This window comes from Streptodolium elevatio, assembly GCF_053592165.1.
This window is the reverse complement of the sequence record NZ_JBSFVE010000007.1, coordinates 285,950-302,725: the sequence shown is the minus strand read 5'-3', so window position 1 is coordinate 302,725 and position 16,776 is coordinate 285,950. Positions and strand designations below refer to the sequence as shown.

The window sequence follows — 16,776 nt, the reverse complement described above, 5'->3', positions numbered from 1 at the left end:
GGACCCGCTCGCGCCCCGCTCCCCGGAGGTCGACGAATGCCGGGAGCCGCGTGCTCGAAGTCGACTGGAAGGTCCAAGTGTCCGGGGTCGCGGCCCGAAACGCGAGCGGCCCCGCTCCCGGCGTACCGGGAGGCGGGGCGCTTGTCGCAGCCGTCCGCGGCCAAGGAGGCAGGCCGCGGTCCGGCAGGACGGCTCAGCCGTTGTTGATGCACGTGTTCCCGAAGGCGGGGTTCAGCGCGCCGATGACGTCCACGCTGTTGCCGCAGACGTTCACCGGAATGTGCACGGGGACCTGGACGGCGTTGCCGGACAGGACACCGGGCGAACCGACGGCCGCGCCGTCCGCCTCGGAGCTGGCGTGGGCGGCACCGGTGCCCGCGGCCACGACGCCGCCGGCGACGGCGACGAGAACGGCCGCCTTCTTGATGTTGTTCACAATTCCTCCACGAAATCGCTGCCGATGGGGTTCGGCAACGTGCTCAACGACGCACCTCATGGAGAGAAACGCGAGAGTTGTCCTGATTCACCCGTTCATCCGAGGCATCGCGGCCGCCTCCGGCGTCGGGTCGTTGTCGGTGGTGTTACCCGCCTTGACCATGAAGCAGCCCAGGCAGTACTTCGACCAGGGCTTTCCCGGCACGTACTCCCCGTTGTACTTCCACGCGTGCGGGACTTCGTCGTGGCAGCGGAACGGCCACGCGTTACGCCATCCGTTGTCATCGTCCACGGGTACTCCAGCGCCGTGAGGGGTCCTAGACTCACCGTAACGGCCGTGGACGCGGACGGAGGACGTTCCCATGGAGTGCGGCGTGTGTGGGGGCCGGAAGGGTTACTTCCGGATCGTCACCGAGGTCAGAGACGGCAAGGTCGTCGAACGCCGCGAATGGGTCGACTGCTCGACCTGTCGCGGCACCGGCCAGAGTCCGGTCTGACCTCGCGACGCCCACCGCAAGCCGGGAAAGGCGTTGCCCGACGCACCGGTACGCCGCGAGCATGGCCGCATGGACGGCACCGCGGCGGCCGGGGCGCAGACACCGGCGGAAATGTCGGCGTTCGGAGTGGTGGCCAACGTGCGCTCCGAAACCGCCCAGGGCGAGGGCGGCCTCGACATCCGCAGGGGCCTGCGGCACTTCTCCGGCGGGGCCAAGGTGTGGGTCCTGCCCCCGCAGTGGGGCGACGGCGGCGAGAAATTGTTCGTCGTCGGACGCCACCGGGGCAACCGCACCTCGTACATCCGCATCGTCATCGAAAGCCGCCACCTCGAGAACTTCCGGGTCAGGGGCATCTACAGCCCCGCACTCCTGCGCGCCATGACCCGACCGGGGCGCGGCGAACGCGACTATCCCGGGCACCCCTTGTGGCGCGATCGCGAAGCGGCCGAACGCTTCGCGGCGGCTCGCAACGTGGAGAAGATGCAGGCGGTCTCCCCCGAGGGCGTCACGCTGGCGTGGGTCCCCAACCCCCCGCCGCTGGACCTCGACGCCAAGGGCCGCATCTGGCACCTGGCACACCTCAACAACCGCCGCGCGCTCTACTCCCCGCTCGAACCGCCGGAGGAACCGGTGTTGTGAGGTCTGGGGGGTGGCGGGGAGAGGAGGCCTGCGGCCGGATGCCTGGTGTCTATGCCTGGTGTCTGATGCCCGATGCCCGATGCCCGATGCCTGGAGCCTGGTACCGAGAGCCTGGTGCCTGGTACCGAGAGCCTGGTGCCTCGGGCCGCTATGCCGCCGCGTCGCGGGTGGTGGCGAGCAGCGCGTGCAGCCGCGGGACGACCTCCTCGCCAACGCGGTACGCCTCCTCCAGATGCGGATAGCCGGACAGCACGAACTCGTCGATGCCCAGCCCGTGGTACTCCGCCAGCCGGGCCGCGACTTCGTCGTGCGAGCCGACGACGGCGGTGCCCACGCCTTCGCGTACGAGCCCGATCCCGGCCCAGAGGTTGGGCGCCACCACGAGGTCGCGGACCGAGGCGTCGTGCGCGCCGCCGTGCAGGGCTGCCATGCGCGCCTGCCCGGTGGAGTCCATCGCCGCGAAGCGCGCCTGGCTCGCACGGACGGCCTCGGGGTCGAAGCGGGACTGGATGCGTTCGGCCTCGGCCCAGGCTTCGGCGGAGGTGTCGCGCGAAATGACGTGCACGCGCAGCCCGTACTGGAGTGAGCGGCCTGCGGCGCCGGCTCGCTCGCGCAGCCGCGTGATGCGGTCGGCAATCGCGGACGGCGGTTCACCCCAGAGGAGTTGCACGTCCGCCCGGCGCGCCGCCACGTCCTCGGCGGCGGGCGACGCACCGCCGAAGTACAGCGGCACGGGGAAGCCGACACTCGGATCCACCAGTTGCGCTCCGTCGATCCGCACATGCCGGCCGGCGAAGTCCACGCGCTTGCCGTCGAGCAGGTCACGCAGCACTGCCATGATCTCGTCGGTGCGTTCGTAGCGCGCGTCGTGGCCCAGGTCGTCGCCGTACGCCCGCTGCTCGGCCGGATCGCCGCCGGTCACCACGTTCAGGCGTACGCGCCCGCCCGCGAACCTGCGGAAGGCGTCCGCCTGTTGGGCAATCAGCGTGGGGCTGGCGAAGCCGGCGCGGAAGGCCACCAGGAACCCGATCCGGTCGGTGTGCTGCGCAAGTGCCGCCGTCAGGATCCACGGGTCGACGCAGCCCAGACCGACCGGGGTGAGCAGCGCGGTGAAGCCGGACTGCTCCGCGGCCCGGGCGACCTGGGACAGGTAGCCGATGTCGGCGGGGCGTCGGGTGGCGGCGCCGGTGCGGCCTTGGACGGCGGTGACACCGCCGGGGTCGCGGCCGTCGCCGCCGGTGGGCAGGAACCAGTGGAACAAGGGGGCTGGCGACATGCGGTGTCCCGGGAGTCATGGGCGGACGGGAGCGGCGCGCCCGCGTGGGTGGACGCGGGGCGGCGTACGACCGGCGGGGCAGGTGTGGCTGCGGCTCTGGGTACGGCGCGCGAACGCGCACGTGTGAGTGCGGCTGTGAGTGCGGCTGGAACCGGAGTCGGCGGAATTGGCGTGCTGCGTCAGATGCGGGCGGCACGCGGAGAGTGGGCCCGACACGCCATGGTCGCGACACGCATCAGATCCACGTGGCGTCGCGAGACGAGGTCAAGGGCCATGCCGCCATCCTGGCCGCCGGTTTTCCGGCGCGGCAAGGGTGTCTCGGATGCTGGTACACATGGCGACAAGTCGTCCGCCTCTATCCTGCATCCGGCGTACGAGGGAAAGTCGGCCGGCGGCCGGGCGGCAAGGCGGACGGGCGAACAGGAGGACAGGCAATGGCAGCACGCGGTCCGCATCCGGGTCCGCATCCGGGTCCGCATCCGGGTTCGCATCCGGGTTCGCATCCGAGCCCGCGTCCAGGTACGCCGGTGCGCGGTTCGACGTCGGGGCGCCCCGTGATGGCCGCCCTGGACCTACTCGGTCGCCGCTGGGCGCTGCGGGTGCTGTGGGAACTGAGCCTCGACCCGGCCGGGTTCCGCGAGTTGCAGCGGCGCTGCGAGGGCATGTCGTCGAGCGTCCTGAGCACCCGCCTGAGCGAACTCGCCGACGCGGGGCTCGTCGAGTCGGGGGACGACAGCTATCGACTCACGGCTTTGGGACGCGAGTTGGTCGACGCGCTGGGGCCGTTGAACGCGTGGAGCGACAAGTGGGCGCGGCAGATGGGCGCAGCCGAAGCCGACGGAGCCGGTACCAGCGCCGACACCGGTACTGGCACCGGCACCGGCACCGAGGCGGGTCGCCCGCGGCGGTGACGCCGACGCCCTACGTGCCCGGGTACGGCGTACTCCACGGCTCGGACTCCAGGCGCAGGCCGTTCGCGAGGTAGGCGACCGTCCGGTACCAGCCGCAGAGCACCAGGAACTCGAGGATCTGGTCCTCGTCGAAGTGCGCGGCCAGGGCCTGCCATGCCGGGTCGGAGAGGGCGGCCGTACGGTGCAACTCGTCCGCGGCGCCGAGCAGCGCGGCCTGACGCGGAGACCAGCGGGGGTCGTCCGGCGGAGCCGTCACGGTCGCGGCCAGCAGGTCCGCGGTGAAGCCGACGGCCTCTCCGAAGATCGCCGCGTGCACGCTCCACTCGTACCGGCAGGCGGAGCGGGCGCACACACGGGCGACCACCAGTTCCCGGTCGGCCGCGGGGAGTTTGCCGTGGGCGAGCAGTCCGGCACCCAACACCCGCATGCGTGAGGCGAGTTCCTCGTTGCGCAGCAAGGTGCGGAAAAGCAGGAGCGGTTCCTTGTCCACCCCGCCCATCCAAGCCGTGAGGGCGTCGCCGACGCCGGGCTCGTAGGGCGGGGAGAGTGGAGCGATGCGGGGCACGGGACGACCTCCTGCGCTTCGATTTCAGAATCACTCGACGCGCCCAGCCTATGCTTCTGATTCAGAAGCGCAAGGGCATCCGACTCCCCAGGCTTCCGACTTCAGCTCCGCGGCTCCCGTTTCCGGCTCCCCGCTTCCGGCTCCCCCGTCTGCCGAGTGCGCGCCCCGGCGGTCGGCCGCTCAGCGGGCGAACAGGACTTCCCGTTCCCACTCCTCGGGCGACTGCCGGTACAACTCCCAGTACAGGTCCGCGATGTCGTCGGGGTCGTACGCCGTGCCCGGCCTGACCTCGTCGGCCACCGTGACGGTCGCCACGTGGACGCCCGAGGGTCCGAGTTCCTGCGCCAGCATGTCCGCGGCAGCGCGTACGCCCGCCTTGCCGAGCGACAGGCTGACGTGGCTCGCGAGCGGCTGCGGCATGCCCCCGGTGATCAGGAACGCACCGCCTCCGGTCGCGGCCATCCGTGGGCCGAGGTGTGCGGCGGCGGTCAGTGCGCCGACGACGTTGACCGCCAAGGTCTCGAGGAATTCGTCGGAAGCCAGTTCGCCGAGCCGGTCCGCGCGGATCAGTCCGGCGTTGTAGACGACCGCGTCGGGCACCCCGTGCGCCTCGACCGCGGCGTCCAAGGCGGCACGCAGGCCCTTCTCGTCCGTGGCATCGGCGGCGAAGGCCACCGCGCGACCGCCGTCCGCGCGCACCGCGGCGGCGACCTCCTCCGCCGCGGCCGGGCGACGAGCGACGACCGCGACCGGAAGTCCCTCGCGGCCGAAGCGACGGGCCACGGAACGGCCGATCAGCGGTCCCGCTCCGACGATGATCAATCCGGACATGACTCCTCCTGGGCAAGGCTGGTTCGTTCGACAACAGTTCGGCGGCTGTGCGGCGAGGGCGCAGCGGCTCTTCGAGGACAGTTCCCCGGCGAGCAGCGGCGGCCATGCAACCGACCGCGCAGCACGTCCGGCCAGGCAGCACGTTCGACCGCGCCGCCCCGGAACGACCCGGAGAACCGGACCGCCGACCTTCGATAGCTACCGTCTCGCCGTTCCTCCGTTAAGACAAGCGCAAAGATCTGCACGCGGCGTTAAGCTGCGCTGCATGCTTGATGTGCGACGCATGCAGGTGCTCGAAGCCGTCTTGGCCGAGCGGTCCATCACCGCCGCCGCCCGGCGCCTCGGGTACACGCCCTCGGCGGTCAGCCAGCAGATCGCCGCGCTGGAGCGCGAGGCCGGGCTGCCACTGCTGGAACGTACGGCGCGGGGCGTACGGCCGACCGAGGCGGGGCAGTTGCTCGGCGCATGCGCGGCGGCCGTGGGCGCGCGGGTGAGCGAGGCCGAAGCCCTGCTGGCCGATCTGCGCTCCGGCCGCTCCGGCCGGGTCTCCGTCTGCTACTTCGCCAGCGCCGGGGCCGCGTTGGTCGCCCCGGCCGTCGCCGCGCTGCGCCGCACCCGTCCCGGCATCCACGTGGACCTGCGGCTCACCGACCCGGCCGATCCGCTGCCCGAGGTCCGCGAGGGACGGGCCGACCTCGGTCTCGTGATGCGCGCGGGCGGACCGCCGTCCGAGGACGGGGTGCGCTTCACGTACCTGCTCTCGGACAGCTACCGCGTGCTGCTCCCCGCCGAACACCCGCTCGCGGCGCACGAATCGCTCGCGCTCGCCGACCTCGTCGGCGAGCCGTGGGTCGGCAGCGCCTGGCAGGGGCCGTGTATGGACGCGGTCCTCGCGGTGTGCGCCGCGGCCGGGTTCCGCCCCGAGTTCACGGTGCGGTCCGAGGACTACGTGACCGCACAGGCCTTCGTCGCCGCCGGGCTGGGCATCAGCGTGGTCCCGGGCATCGGCCTCGGCGACCGGGTGCGCGAGGGTGTGGTGGTCCGCGACCTGCGCGACGCCGAGGCCGTCCGCGGCGTGTACGCGGCCGTCCGCAACACAGCGCCGGACCACCCGGCGCTGGCCGCGATGTCGGACGCGCTGCTCCGCGTCGCGTCGGCCTGACCGGCCCTGCGCGTTCCTCCGGGCCGAGCCGCCGTTTGGCGGAATCACCGCGCGCCGCGCCCGCAATGGGCGGTCGTTCGGCCGGGGGCACGGCAGCATGTCGGCCAGTCGGCACGGTCGGACCGACCGTCCGTCCGTGTACCCCCTCCCGAAAGGAGTCCGCCGGCGATGCTGGAGCGCACCCGTTTGAAGGACAAGGTCGACGTCACGTTCATCCTGCCCGGCGACCTGCCCTCGGGCCCGGTCAGCGTGGTGGGCGACTTCAACGCGTGGGAGCCCGGCGTACACACGCTTGCCACCCGCAAGGACGGCACCCGTGCCGTGTCCGTCCAGGTCCCCGCCGAACAGCGGGTGTACTTCCGTTACTTGGCCGACGGCGGGCACTGGTTCGACGACGCGGACGCGGACGGCCACGACGGGCGCAACGGCTACATCGACAACTGACCTGCCCAGCGGCACATTCGTCATCCGACATCCGATTTGCGCAGCCGATCGAGCGCCGCGGCCGGTGCCGCGGCGCGACGGCCCGGTCGGCGGTGATCGGACCGTCGCGGTCGGGAGTGACCCCACCCCATCGACACTCGGCACCGTCCGGTGGGGAACGCGTGACTCCGCCCGCCCCCGTGCGTGATCCGCGGCCGCGTCATCGCCGAACCCCGCGGCGCGAAGGGACGGATCAACCGGTACCGCGACACCAGGTACCGCGACACGGGGACCCGCCGACCGCGCTCGGCGGCCGACCACTTGGGCGGGCGGTTCCGGTTGCGTGGGTTGCGGCGACGGAGGCGCGGTCTACGCGTGGGGGTGCTTCGCCCGCCTTGCGTGCGGACTTTGGTGGGCGCGAGCTGTGCGACCAGGGCCGGGCGCCCGTCCAGGGGCCGCACGACCGAGATCGCCTCGGTGACAGTGTGAAGAACTCGGCGCCTGGTGAGCAGGCCATGGGACGTTCGCCGTGGCGCACGTCGACCTGGGCCGATGCCTGGGGCAAGCCCCGGCTGGCGGGGGTGTTTGCGGGGGCGGCGGAAGAGTCGGCCTGTACGCCGGGTTCTGTGGCCGCTCGGACCTCGCGGTCCGAGCGGTGGCGGCCATCCATCTACGACCGGCGTTGCCGTCGGCCTCTAGCGGTCTACCCGCAGGCTCGGGCGGGCAGCCCTCGAACGCCTGCGCAGGAGCCTGTCGGCTCCCTCTTGACCTTGCTCCAGGTGGGGTTTACCTAGCCGCCCGAGTCACCTCGGGCGCTGGTGGTCTCTTACACCACCGTTTCACCCTTACCAGGTGTCCGAGGACGCCTGGCGGTCTGCTTTCTGTGGCACTGTCCCGTGGGTTGCCCCAGGTGGGCGTTACCCACCACCCTGCCCTGTGGAGCCCGGACGTTCCTCGGCGGGACCCCGGAGGGTCCCGACGCGGCCGCCCGGCCGGCTCTTCCGCCGCGCCCCCAGCCTAGCGGTCAGGCCGGGGCGAACCGTACGCGGCGCTTCGCCGGGTCGGCCTCGGTCAGGCGCACGCGCACCGCCGAGCCGAGCTTGAGGCCGGTGCCGGAGAACTTGGCGCGCACCGCGGGCTCGCGCAGTTGCACGGTGCCGGCGTCGCCCTTGTCGTTGAGGTCGACGACCACCGCGTCGAACTCCTCCCCGACGTGGGGACCGAGGACCGCCGCCTCGACCAGGTCGACGGCCTCGCGCTCGACCTCGTGGGCCCTGCGGTCGCCCGCCTCCATGGTCTTGGGCAGGTCGGGCAGGCGGCCCAACACCCAGTCGGGCACGTCGTCGCCCGCGATCACACTCAGGCAGACCTCGGCGGCGAACCGGTCCACAAGGCGGCGCAGCGGGGCGGTCACGTGGGCGTACTCGTCGGCGACCGCGGCGTGGGTGGCCAGTTCCGGGACGCCCGCGTCGAAGGCCGTGTAGCCCGCGCCGCGCAGCAGTCCGGTGGATTCCTGCAGGAATGCGGCGTGGTTGGGGAGGGCGGGGTCGATGCGGTGGATCACGTCGCCGTACGTCGCGCCGTCCGGCCAGTCCACCTCCAGCGCCCGCGCGACGCGCCGGAGTTGTTCGAGGGCGCCGGGCGGGGCGTCCGGGAGGGTGCGGAGGATGCCGACGCCGGCATACGCCATGAGGTCCGCGGCGGCCATCCCGGTCAGGAGGGAGATCTGCGCGTTCCACCCCTCGACGGCCGGCGGCGCGCGGAACTCCAGCTCCCAGGTGTCGCCGCGCTGCACGATCTCCTGCTCCGGGATCGGCAGGCTGACGCCGCCGCGCTCGCGTTCGACGCGCTCGCGCAGGAGGCCGATCTCGCGCAGGAGCGCGAGCGGTTCGTCGGTCCGGCCCGGCGGACCCGCGTCGATCAGGCGCTGTGCCTCGAAGTAGTCGAGACGGCGGCGGCTGCGCACGGTGGCGCGCCGTACGTCGGTGGCGGTCAGCTCGCCGCCCGCGTCGAGGTCGAGCGTCCACAGCACGGCCGGGCGGTCCTGGCCGGGCAGCAGGCTCGCGGCGTTCTCGGACAGTGCCGGAGGGTGCAGCGGTACGCGCCCGTCGGGCAGGTAGAGCGTCTCGACGCGCTTCATGGTCTCGGCGTCGATCGCGCCGCCCGGCACCACCCACGACGCGACGTCGGCGATGGCGTAGTTGACGCGGTAGCCGTCGCCGCGGCGTTCGAGGTGCATCGCCTGGTCGAGGTCCATCGACTCCGCCGGGTCGACGGTCAGGAAGGGGATGCCGGTCGCGTCGTCGCCGATGAGCCGCGGGGTCGCGCGCTCGGCCTCGGCGAGGACCTCAGGAGGGAACGCGTCCGGCAGACCGAGGTCGGCCCGCAGGGCGGCGAATCCGGCGCGGAGACGCGCGCCGTCGGCGGCGTTGAGGTGCATGTTCCGTCGGGGCACGGGCCGAGCCTAGGCCCTGCGCTGCGGGATTCGGCCGGCTTCGCCCCGGTTCCATCGGGGGCCGACTGCCTCCGCAACCGGTCGGCCGGCCTCCTCACCTGCGGATTCCGCGGCCGGGTCCGGAGCATGGGCGCGTCATGATTCACCGTCCCGGGCGCGTCATAGGGTAGGGCGCATCATCCGCGCGTCGCTGGGAGTTCCGTCCGTGCTCGTCCTGCTGCCGCCCTCGGAAGGCAAGGCCTCCGGGGGCTCCGGCCCCGCGCTCGACCTGGCCGGGCTCTCCCTTCCCGGGTTGACCCAGGCCCGGGAGCGCGTGATCGACTCGCTGGTGACCCTGTGCGAGGGCGATGAGATGAAGGCCCTCGAAGTGCTGGGCCTGGGCCCGAAGCTGCGCGGGGAGGTGCTGCGCAATCTGGAGCTGCGCGAGGCACCGACGCTGCCGGTGGCGGAGCTGTACACGGGGGTGCTGTACGACGCGCTCGCACTCGGCACGCTCGACAAGGCCGCGGCCAGACGGGCGTCCCGGAGCATGCTGGTGTTCTCGGGCCTGTGGGGCGCGCTGCGGCCGACGGATCGGGTGCCGCCGTACCGCCTGTCGATGGGTGTGCGGCTGCCGGGGCTGGGCGCGCTGCCCGCGCTGTGGCGTACCGCGCTGGACGCGGCGTTGCCCGAACTCGCGGGCGGCGGGCTGGTGCTCGACCTGCGGTCGTCGGCGTACACGCCCGCGTGGCGGCCGACAGGTGCGGTGGCGGGCCGTACCGCGACGGTACGCGTGCTGCACGAGCGCGAGGTGGACGGCGTCGTCCGCCGCACTGTCGTCAGCCATTTCAACAAGGCGACGAAGGGCCGGCTCACCCGGCAGTTGCTGGAGGCCGGGGCACAGCCGAGGACTCCCGCGCAACTGGCCGACACGTGGCGCGACCTGGGTTGGACGGTCGAGGCCCAGCCTCCGGCGAAGCGCGGTACGCCGTGGGCGCTCGACGTCGTCGTCTCCGAGATCTGATCCCGCCCCGCGACGGTCCGGCCGCGGGACCTCCGCGCCCTACCCCTCCCGCAGGTGCGACGTGTCGTTGTAGACGCGGAGCGACGCGTTCCCGTCCGCCCACCAGTTGATGGCGGTGAGCGCCGCCGCCGACAGCTCCATGCGGAACATCGACTGCGCGGGCGCGTCGAGCGCGAGGCGTACCAGCGTCTTGATGGGCGTCACGTGGGTGACCACGAGCACCGTCTTCGCGGGGTAGCGGGCGAGCACCTTGTCGCGGGCCACGACGACGCGGCGGGCGACCTCGGTGAAGCTCTCGCCGCCGGGCGGCGGCGCGTCGGGGGACGCCAGCCACGCCGCGAGTTCGTCCGGCCAGCGTTCGCGGGCCTCGCCGAAGGTCAGGCCCTCCCATGCGCCGAAGTCCGTCTCGCGGAAGCCCTCTTCGACCCGCACCTGGAGTCCCAGGCGGCGGGCCGCGGCGGCGGCCGTCTGGCGGCAGCGGGCCAGCGGCGAGGTCACGATCGCCTGGATCGTGCCGCGTGCGGCGAGCAGTTCGGCGGCGCGCTCGGCCTGCCACAGCCCGCGTTCGGACAGCTCGGGATCGCCGCCGACGCCGGAGAACCGCTTCTGCGGGGTCAGCGCCGTCTCACCGTGCCGCAGCAGGACACAGGTGGTCGGGGTGCCCAGGTCGGGCCCCCAACCGGCGGGCGGCGTCTCCGAGTTGGCGGCACGGTCCGGCGAACTGCCCGCGTCGGCCCTGGCGCCGGGCACCACGGCGGTACGCGTCCCCGCCGCCGGCCCCGCAGCCGTCGCCGACTCGACCAGTTCGGGGTCGACCGCCACCGGGGTCTTCGGCCGCCACACCTCGCCCTTGGCGGCGAGGTCCATCGCCTCGTTCGCGAGCCGGTCGGCGTGCTTGTTCTTCTCGCGCGGCACCCAGGTGTACTTCACGTGCCCCGCCGGGTACACGTCGCGGACCTGGGCCGCGAGGTCCCGCATGTCGGCGTGCTTGATCTTCCAGCGCCCCGACATCTGCTCGACGACCAGCTTGGAGTCGGCGCGCACCTCGACCGGTGCCTCCGGGTCCAGGTCGCGCGCGGCACGCAGCCCGGCCAGCACGCCGCGGTACTCCGCAACGTTGTTGGTGGCGACGCCGATGGCCTCGCCCATCTCCCACAGCACCGCGCCGGTCGCGGCGTCGCGCACCAGGGCGCCGTACGCGGCGGGCCCCGGGTTCCCACGCGACCCCCCGTCCGCCTCGACGACGAACCCGCGCGCGCTCAAAGGCCCGACTCTGCGGTACGCACGAGGATGCGGCGGCAGTTGTCGCACCGCACGATCGCGTCCGGCGCCGCGGCCCGGATCGCGTTCAGGTCGGTGATGCCCAGCTCCAGGCGGCAGCCCTCGCAGCGGCGCTGGTACAGCGCGGCGGCACCGACGCCGTGCTGCTGGTCGCGGATCTTCTCGTACAGCTTCATCAGGTCCGCCGGCAGCGCGGCGGCCACGACCTCGCGCTGCTTGGTGTCGCCGGCGCTCTCCGCGTCGATCTCGGTGACGGAGGCGTCGCGGCGGGCCTCGGCGGCTTCGCGCTCGGCCTGTGCGGCGTCGCGCTCTTCGACGAGTCCGGCCAGGCGGCCCTGGATCTCCTCGCGGCGCTCCATGATCTCCAGGACGACCTCTTCGAGGTCACCCTGGCGCTTGGCGAGCGAGACGATCTCGTGCTGGAGGTTCTCCAGCTCCTTGGGGTTGCTGACGTGCCCCGAGTCGAGCCGCTGTTGGTCCCGTTCGGCGCGCGTGCGGACCTGGTCGACGTCCTGCTCGGCCTTGGTCTGCTCCCGCGCGGCGTCGCCGTCCTCGGTCTGGGCCGCGACGACCAGGTCGCGCAGCGTGGCGAGGCGGGTGCCGAGACGGTCGATCTCCTCGTGTTCGGGGAGCGTCCGGCGCCGGTGGGCGAGACGGTCCAGGCGCGAATCGAGGGCCTGCAGGTCGAGCAGGCGGAGCTGGTCGGCGGGGGCGGCGTTCAGCGGGGTCTCCTAGCGCGTGTGGTCGTCGTCTGCTGCCGGCCGGTGCGGGAGGCGCGCCGGTGCGGCGGCCACCGTACGGCCGACCCGGTCGGGCGGCCTGGTCGGTCGACGTGATCGGTCGACGTGATCGGGGTCGGTCAGGTGGTGCTGGGAACGTGGAATGCCCAGGGGTCGGTGGGCAGTCGTGAGACGTACGTCTCCACCGTAGCCCCGGACGCGGCCAACGCGGCCGTCAGTTCGGCTGCGGCCTGCTCCAGCCACGGCCACTCCGTCGCCCAGTGCGCGGCGTCGACGAGTGCGGGGCTGCCGGCCTCGATGGCTTCGGACGCGGGGTGGTGCCGCAGGTCCGCGGTCAGGTACACGTCGACCCCGGCCCGGCGGGCGGCCCCGAACAGGCTGTCGCCGGCGCCGCCGCAGACCGCGACGGTCCGCACCGTGCGCTCCGGATCGCCCGCGACCCGGAGCCCCGCCGCGGTGGACGGCAGGGCCTTGGCCGCGCGTGCGGCGAACGCGGCGAGGGACTCGGGCTCGGGCAGCGCGCCGATGCGGCCGATCCCCCGGCAACCCTCCGGGTCGGCGGCGCTCGGGTCGAGCGGCCCGGCCACCACGAGCCCGAGGGCGCGGGCGAGCGCGTCGGAGACGCCGGGGTCGGCGGAGTCGGCGTTGGTGTGCGCGACCGCGAGCGCGCAGTCGCCCTTGATGAGGCTGTGCACGACGCGGCCCTTGAAGCCGGTCGCGGCGACGGAGTGCACACCGCGCAGGAAGAGGGGGTGGTGGGTGACCAGCAGGTCGGCGCCCCACGCAAGGGCTTCGTCCGCGACCGCCTGCACCGGGTCCACGGCGAAGAGCACCTTGCGGACCTCGGCGTCGGGGTCCCCGCAGACCAGGCCGACGGCGTCCCACGACTCGGCCCAGCTGGGGTCGTAGAGGCCGTGCAGCGCGGTCAGGACGTCGGAGAGCTTGGGCACGGTCCGAGGTTACCGTGATCCACGGCGCCGCCCGGCCGCGGCCGATCTTCGCGACTCACCGCGACGCGGCCCCTTCGCCCGACGTCCGCCGCCCCTCCGCCGATCATCGTCACTGTGTCGACAATGCACGAGAAGCTTTCCCCCACATCAGGAGAAACGCCGGGAATCGGCTGCGGCTCCCGGCCGCGATTCCGCGAAACGCTCCCAACCGACCGGCAGAACCGGTAGGACCGGCCACGCGGCACCGGCTCGCACAAGGCCCGCCGCAGTCGCGACAACGGCGTCCGACCCGAAGAACCGCGGGGGCACGCCCGGCCGACCGGCCCGGGGTGGGGTATCCGTCAGGGGGGCGGGGAAACATGGTGCACTGCATACTCTGCGGCACCGGCAACGACTTGGCTGCCCAGTACTGCGCGGGGCTGGGCTGCGGTGCCGATCTGGCCGCGCAGCGCGACGGGGACACGTCCCTCGCGGTCCAGGTCGACTGCGAGCCGGCGGAGGTCGAGGCCCGCCCCGGGGACACGGTGGCGGCGACGCTGACCCTCCGGAACGCGGGCAGCATCGCCGACAAGTACGTCCTGGAGCTCCGCCGCGACATCGGCGACCGCATCACGGTCGAACGGCACGGCAAGCCGGGCGACGTACTCGCGGGCGAACTGTGCGTGTGGACCGTGCGGTACACCGTTCCGCCGGACTGGAACCCGGCAGCGCATCTCGTGGGCGCGGGCGGGTTGTTCGACGGCACCGGCCCGGACCCGACGGCGTACGGCGCACCGCTCGACGACGCCATCGTGGTGCCGCTGCGCGTGGTCTCCACGCTCGACCGCGGGGTCGCGGCCGGGGCCACGCTCACCGTACGTCCGCTCAGCGGCACGCCGGAGCCCGACGAGTTCCCCTCGCCGCGGGCCGCCCGCGCCCGGCGCAACCAGGCACGGCGTACGCAGATGGCCGCGGCGGGTGCGGTGGCCGCGGTCGCCGTGGTGGTCGCGCTCATCGTCGGCATGGCCTCGGCCGGGTCCGGTGGCGGGGGCAAGAAGGATCCGACGAGGAAGGCCGGGGCCACTTCGACGGCCCCGTCCGCCACCGGAAGCGGCGGTGACTCGCCCGCGCCGATGGAGACGGTCCCCACGGAAATACCGTCGTCCGACGCGCCGACGAGCACGACGCCCACCGCCACGCGGACGCCGAGCGCGACGCGGACCACGAGGCCGCCGTCGAGCCGTCCGCCGACGACGGTCCCGGGGCCGGGGGTTCCGACGGTGGCACCGCCGACGGCGACGCGGCCGACGGCGACGAACGAGCCTCCGGCGCCTCCCCCCAATGTCGTCGGTGAGACCTGGCGCAGCGCTCGGAGCACCTTGGCCAGGGCGGGCTTCGACGCGGAGCGCTCGGGGGCCTCCGACCCGGAGTGCCTGGACGGCCAGTCGGCAGGTACGTGCACGGTCTCGTCGCAGTCACCCCCGGACGCCGGCAAGACGGTCACTCTGACCCTGAAAGCCCCGGCGCCGCCGTCCTCGTCGCCGCCGGCGTCGCCGTCGACCGAGCCGGTGCGCGGTTAGACGCAGGCCGGCTCTCGTCGCGGTCCGTCGCCGTCAGCGCGTCGACCATCGCCTGCGCGTCGTCCGCATGTATCCGCAGCGTCCGCGCCTCGCCGCGCGGTCCGCGCCACCCGTGTACGGTCACCGACTCCGACAACTGCACCAGGACGTTCGTCTGGTGCGAAAGCGCAAGGGCCATCTCGCCGTTCGCCACCGACAGCGTACGTTCGTGGTCCCACCGGCGGGCCACCCGCGCGGACACGATCGACGCCCGCGGCACACGCAGGTCGGACACCGCACCGTTACGGATCCGCAGTTCCGACTCCGACACGACATGCGGGCGCGTCGCCTGCGCGGGCGACGCGGTGTCGTCGGTGTCGAGCGCCCCGGCGTCCGCACGGGCCAGCAGCTCGGCGAGGCGGGCGCGGCGTACCCGGATCTCCGTCTCTTGGCGGGCCAGGCTCGCGTCGATGTCGTGCAGGATCTCGGGCAGCTCGCGGGCGCGGTCGTCGGCGATGACGTCGCGAACCTCGTCCAGGCTCAGGCCGAGTTCCACAAGGCGGCGTACGCGGGCCAGGGCGACGGCGTCGCGCATGCCGTATTCGCGGTATCCGTTGGACAGCCGTACGGCTTCGGGCAGGACGCCTTGGTGGTGGTAGGGGCGGACGGTCCGGGTGGACACACCCAGAAGTGCGGCGAGCTCTCCGATTCGCATACCGCAAGTCAAGACGTTGACGTCGCGTCGAGGTCAATCCCGCGCCGACGGCGCCGACGGTGGTGCTGTGGGGTCCTGTGGTCCTGTGGTCCTGTGCGATCGGGTGCGATCAGCGCCACATGCCCGGGCCCGCCCCTCCCCGCGTCGTCCGTGCGATGCTCCGTGACGTCGTATCAGCTTGCTTCGGTCAAGCAGTCGCCGGGGCAGTGTCAGGGAGGACCCGACCCATGCTCGATCTCGCAGGAGCCTCGGCCGTCGTCACGGGCGGCGCTTCCGGCCTCGGGGAGGCCACCGCGCGACGGCTCGCCGAGGCGGGGGCCACCGTCGTGGTCGCGGACAAGAACGAGGAGCGCGGGGCGCGGGTCGCCGCCGACATCAAGGGCGTCTTCGCGGCCACGGACGTGACCGACGAGGCGCAGGTGCAGGCCGCCGTCGACGCGGCCGTGGCGGCCGGTCCGCTCCGTGCGCTCGTCGCGTGCGCCGGCACCGGGTACGCCGCCCGCACGGTGGGCCGGGACGGATCCCCGCACCCGCTCGCGCCGTTCGAGTTCATCGTGAAGCTCAACCTGATCGGCACGTTCAACGCCATCCGCATCGCCGCCGCGGCCATGGCGAAGAACGACCCCCAGGCCGACAACGAGCGGGGCGCGATCGTGTGCACCGCGTCGGTGGCGGCGTTCGACGGCCAGATCGGCCAGGCCGCGTACGGCGCCTCCAAGGCCGCGGTCGCGGGCATGACCCTGCCGATCGCCCGCGACCTCTCCGCGATCGGAGTACGCGTCAACACGATCGCTCCCGGAACCATGGACACGGCCCTGTTCGACCTCGCGCCCCAGCAGGTCAAGGACACGCTCGGGGCGGCCGTGCTGTTCCCGAAGCGGATGGGCGTGCCGGAGGAGTTCGCAAGCCTGGCGTACGAACTGCTGACCAACAGCTACCTCAACGCCGAGGTCATCCGTCTGGACGGCGGTATCCGCTTCCAGCCCAAGTAGCCTTCTTACAAAGCCGGTTGACGGGGTGTCGGAGCACGGTCCGGCACCCCGTACGCATGCCGTGCGCCGGGTCACCCAACCGCACGTTCGTCATATCGTCACACCACGCTCTCTACAGCTCCCCCTTCACTACCGCCGACATTCGGTGGTTACTTCACCCATGCGGGTGAACCCCTCCGTAACTCGTTGAGTCGCCGCGAATACGAACCGTACGGTCTTTCTCGTCCCGAACGGACCGAAGCAACAGCGGTCGGACGACGGGCAGTTCAAGCCGACACCGCCAAACGGACGGTCGTCGGCGGAAGGTTTCCGGGCGCCGGCCCCACGGACCGAGAAAGGTCCGCCGGACCGGGCGCGAGGGGG

Annotated in this window: 17 protein-coding genes and 1 other RNA gene; 7 read left to right on the top strand and 11 right to left on the bottom strand. The window is 72.9% G+C overall.

Annotated features, from left to right (window positions below; all coding sequences use genetic code 11):
* Positions 1–193 precede the first annotated feature (193 nt).
* Positions 194–436: a chaplin gene (locus tag ACWD12_RS16305; protein ID WP_358356400.1), complete on the bottom strand. Its 243-nt coding sequence runs from the start codon at positions 434–436 to the stop codon at positions 194–196.
* Positions 437–523: 87 nt separating this feature from the next.
* On the bottom strand, positions 524–727 hold the full coding sequence (locus ACWD12_RS16300; RefSeq protein WP_358356398.1) for a hypothetical protein: 204 nt from the start codon (positions 725–727) through the stop codon (positions 524–526).
* A gap of 274 nt (positions 728–1,001) precedes the next feature.
* Here ACWD12_RS16300 and ACWD12_RS16295 point away from each other — a divergent pair, with 274 nt between their 5' ends.
* Positions 1,002–1,571, top strand: coding sequence for a hypothetical protein (locus ACWD12_RS16295; protein WP_450100068.1), 570 nt, complete (start codon positions 1,002–1,004; stop codon positions 1,569–1,571).
* Positions 1,572–1,719: 148 nt separating this feature from the next.
* On the opposite strand, the gene ACWD12_RS16290 is transcribed toward ACWD12_RS16295, so the two are convergent.
* Entirely contained in the window at positions 1,720–2,847 is a 1,128-nt protein-coding gene (locus ACWD12_RS16290; protein WP_450100067.1) for an LLM class flavin-dependent oxidoreductase, read from the bottom strand.
* Positions 2,848–3,374: 527 nt separating this feature from the next.
* On the opposite strand from ACWD12_RS16290, the gene ACWD12_RS16285 reads away from it, so the two are divergent.
* A complete protein-coding gene (locus tag ACWD12_RS16285) occupies positions 3,375–3,758 on the top strand; it encodes a winged helix-turn-helix transcriptional regulator (RefSeq protein ID WP_450100066.1) in 384 nt (127 codons plus the stop codon).
* Positions 3,759–3,768: 10 nt separating this feature from the next.
* Here ACWD12_RS16285 and ACWD12_RS16280 read toward each other — a convergent pair whose 3' ends face one another.
* Both ACWD12_RS16280 and ACWD12_RS16275 read right to left on the bottom strand, forming a co-directional pair.
* A complete protein-coding gene (locus ACWD12_RS16280) occupies positions 3,769–4,323 on the bottom strand; it encodes a carboxymuconolactone decarboxylase family protein (RefSeq protein WP_358356389.1) in 555 nt (184 codons plus the stop codon).
* Between the two features lie 180 nt (positions 4,324–4,503).
* Complete coding sequence (locus tag ACWD12_RS16275) at positions 4,504–5,154, bottom strand: SDR family NAD(P)-dependent oxidoreductase (protein WP_450100065.1); 651 nt, start codon at positions 5,152–5,154, stop codon at positions 4,504–4,506.
* A gap of 265 nt (positions 5,155–5,419) precedes the next feature.
* Between ACWD12_RS16275 and ACWD12_RS16270 the strand changes: the two genes are divergently transcribed.
* Together ACWD12_RS16270 and ACWD12_RS16265 are read left to right on the top strand one after the other, a co-directional pair.
* Positions 5,420–6,316 (top strand): LysR family transcriptional regulator, encoded by an 897-nt coding sequence (locus tag ACWD12_RS16270; protein ID WP_450100064.1) that lies wholly within the window; start codon positions 5,420–5,422, stop codon positions 6,314–6,316.
* A gap of 168 nt (positions 6,317–6,484) precedes the next feature.
* On the top strand, positions 6,485–6,760 hold the full coding sequence (locus ACWD12_RS16265; RefSeq protein WP_358356384.1) for a hypothetical protein: 276 nt from the start codon (positions 6,485–6,487) through the stop codon (positions 6,758–6,760).
* A gap of 576 nt (positions 6,761–7,336) precedes the next feature.
* On the opposite strand, the gene rnpB is transcribed toward ACWD12_RS16265, so the two are convergent.
* Both rnpB and ACWD12_RS16255 read right to left on the bottom strand, forming a co-directional pair.
* Positions 7,337–7,739, bottom strand: an RNA gene (gene rnpB, locus ACWD12_RS16260) — RNase P RNA component class A.
* Between the two features lie 24 nt (positions 7,740–7,763).
* The gene (locus tag ACWD12_RS16255; protein ID WP_450100063.1) at positions 7,764–9,194 is read right to left on the bottom strand and encodes an RNB domain-containing ribonuclease; all 1,431 of its coding nucleotides are present in this window, start codon (positions 9,192–9,194) and stop codon (positions 7,764–7,766) included.
* A 205-nt stretch (positions 9,195–9,399) separates the two neighbouring features.
* On the opposite strand from ACWD12_RS16255, the gene yaaA reads away from it, so the two are divergent.
* A complete protein-coding gene (gene yaaA, locus ACWD12_RS16250; RefSeq protein ID WP_450100062.1) occupies positions 9,400–10,197 on the top strand; it encodes a peroxide stress protein YaaA in 798 nt (265 codons plus the stop codon).
* A 39-nt stretch (positions 10,198–10,236) separates the two neighbouring features.
* Here yaaA and ACWD12_RS16245 read toward each other — a convergent pair whose 3' ends face one another.
* From ACWD12_RS16245 to ACWD12_RS16235, 3 genes are all read right to left on the bottom strand, one after another.
* Positions 10,237–11,460 (bottom strand): bifunctional RNase H/acid phosphatase, encoded by a 1,224-nt coding sequence (locus ACWD12_RS16245; RefSeq protein WP_450100061.1) that lies wholly within the window; start codon positions 11,458–11,460, stop codon positions 10,237–10,239.
* Positions 11,457–12,200, bottom strand: a complete 744-nt coding sequence (locus tag ACWD12_RS16240) for a zinc ribbon domain-containing protein (protein ID WP_450100087.1) — start codon at positions 12,198–12,200, stop codon at positions 11,457–11,459. Before ACWD12_RS16240 ends, ACWD12_RS16245 begins: the two co-directional genes overlap by 4 nt.
* A gap of 137 nt (positions 12,201–12,337) precedes the next feature.
* Positions 12,338–13,168: a Nif3-like dinuclear metal center hexameric protein gene (locus tag ACWD12_RS16235; RefSeq protein ID WP_358356375.1), complete on the bottom strand. Its 831-nt coding sequence runs from the start codon at positions 13,166–13,168 to the stop codon at positions 12,338–12,340.
* Positions 13,169–13,527: 359 nt separating this feature from the next.
* Between ACWD12_RS16235 and ACWD12_RS16230 the strand changes: the two genes are divergently transcribed.
* Complete coding sequence (locus ACWD12_RS16230) at positions 13,528–14,727, top strand: PASTA domain-containing protein (RefSeq protein ID WP_450100060.1); 1,200 nt, start codon at positions 13,528–13,530, stop codon at positions 14,725–14,727.
* On the opposite strand, the gene ACWD12_RS16225 is transcribed toward ACWD12_RS16230, so the two are convergent.
* Complete coding sequence (locus ACWD12_RS16225) at positions 14,648–15,421, bottom strand: MerR family transcriptional regulator (protein WP_450100059.1); 774 nt, start codon at positions 15,419–15,421, stop codon at positions 14,648–14,650. The two genes, ACWD12_RS16230 and ACWD12_RS16225, sit on opposite strands and share 80 nt — an antisense overlap.
* 227 nt (positions 15,422–15,648) lie before the next feature.
* Between ACWD12_RS16225 and ACWD12_RS16220 the strand changes: the two genes are divergently transcribed.
* A complete protein-coding gene (locus ACWD12_RS16220; protein WP_436772812.1) occupies positions 15,649–16,413 on the top strand; it encodes an SDR family NAD(P)-dependent oxidoreductase in 765 nt (254 codons plus the stop codon).
* The last annotated feature ends 363 nt before the right edge of the window (positions 16,414–16,776 follow it).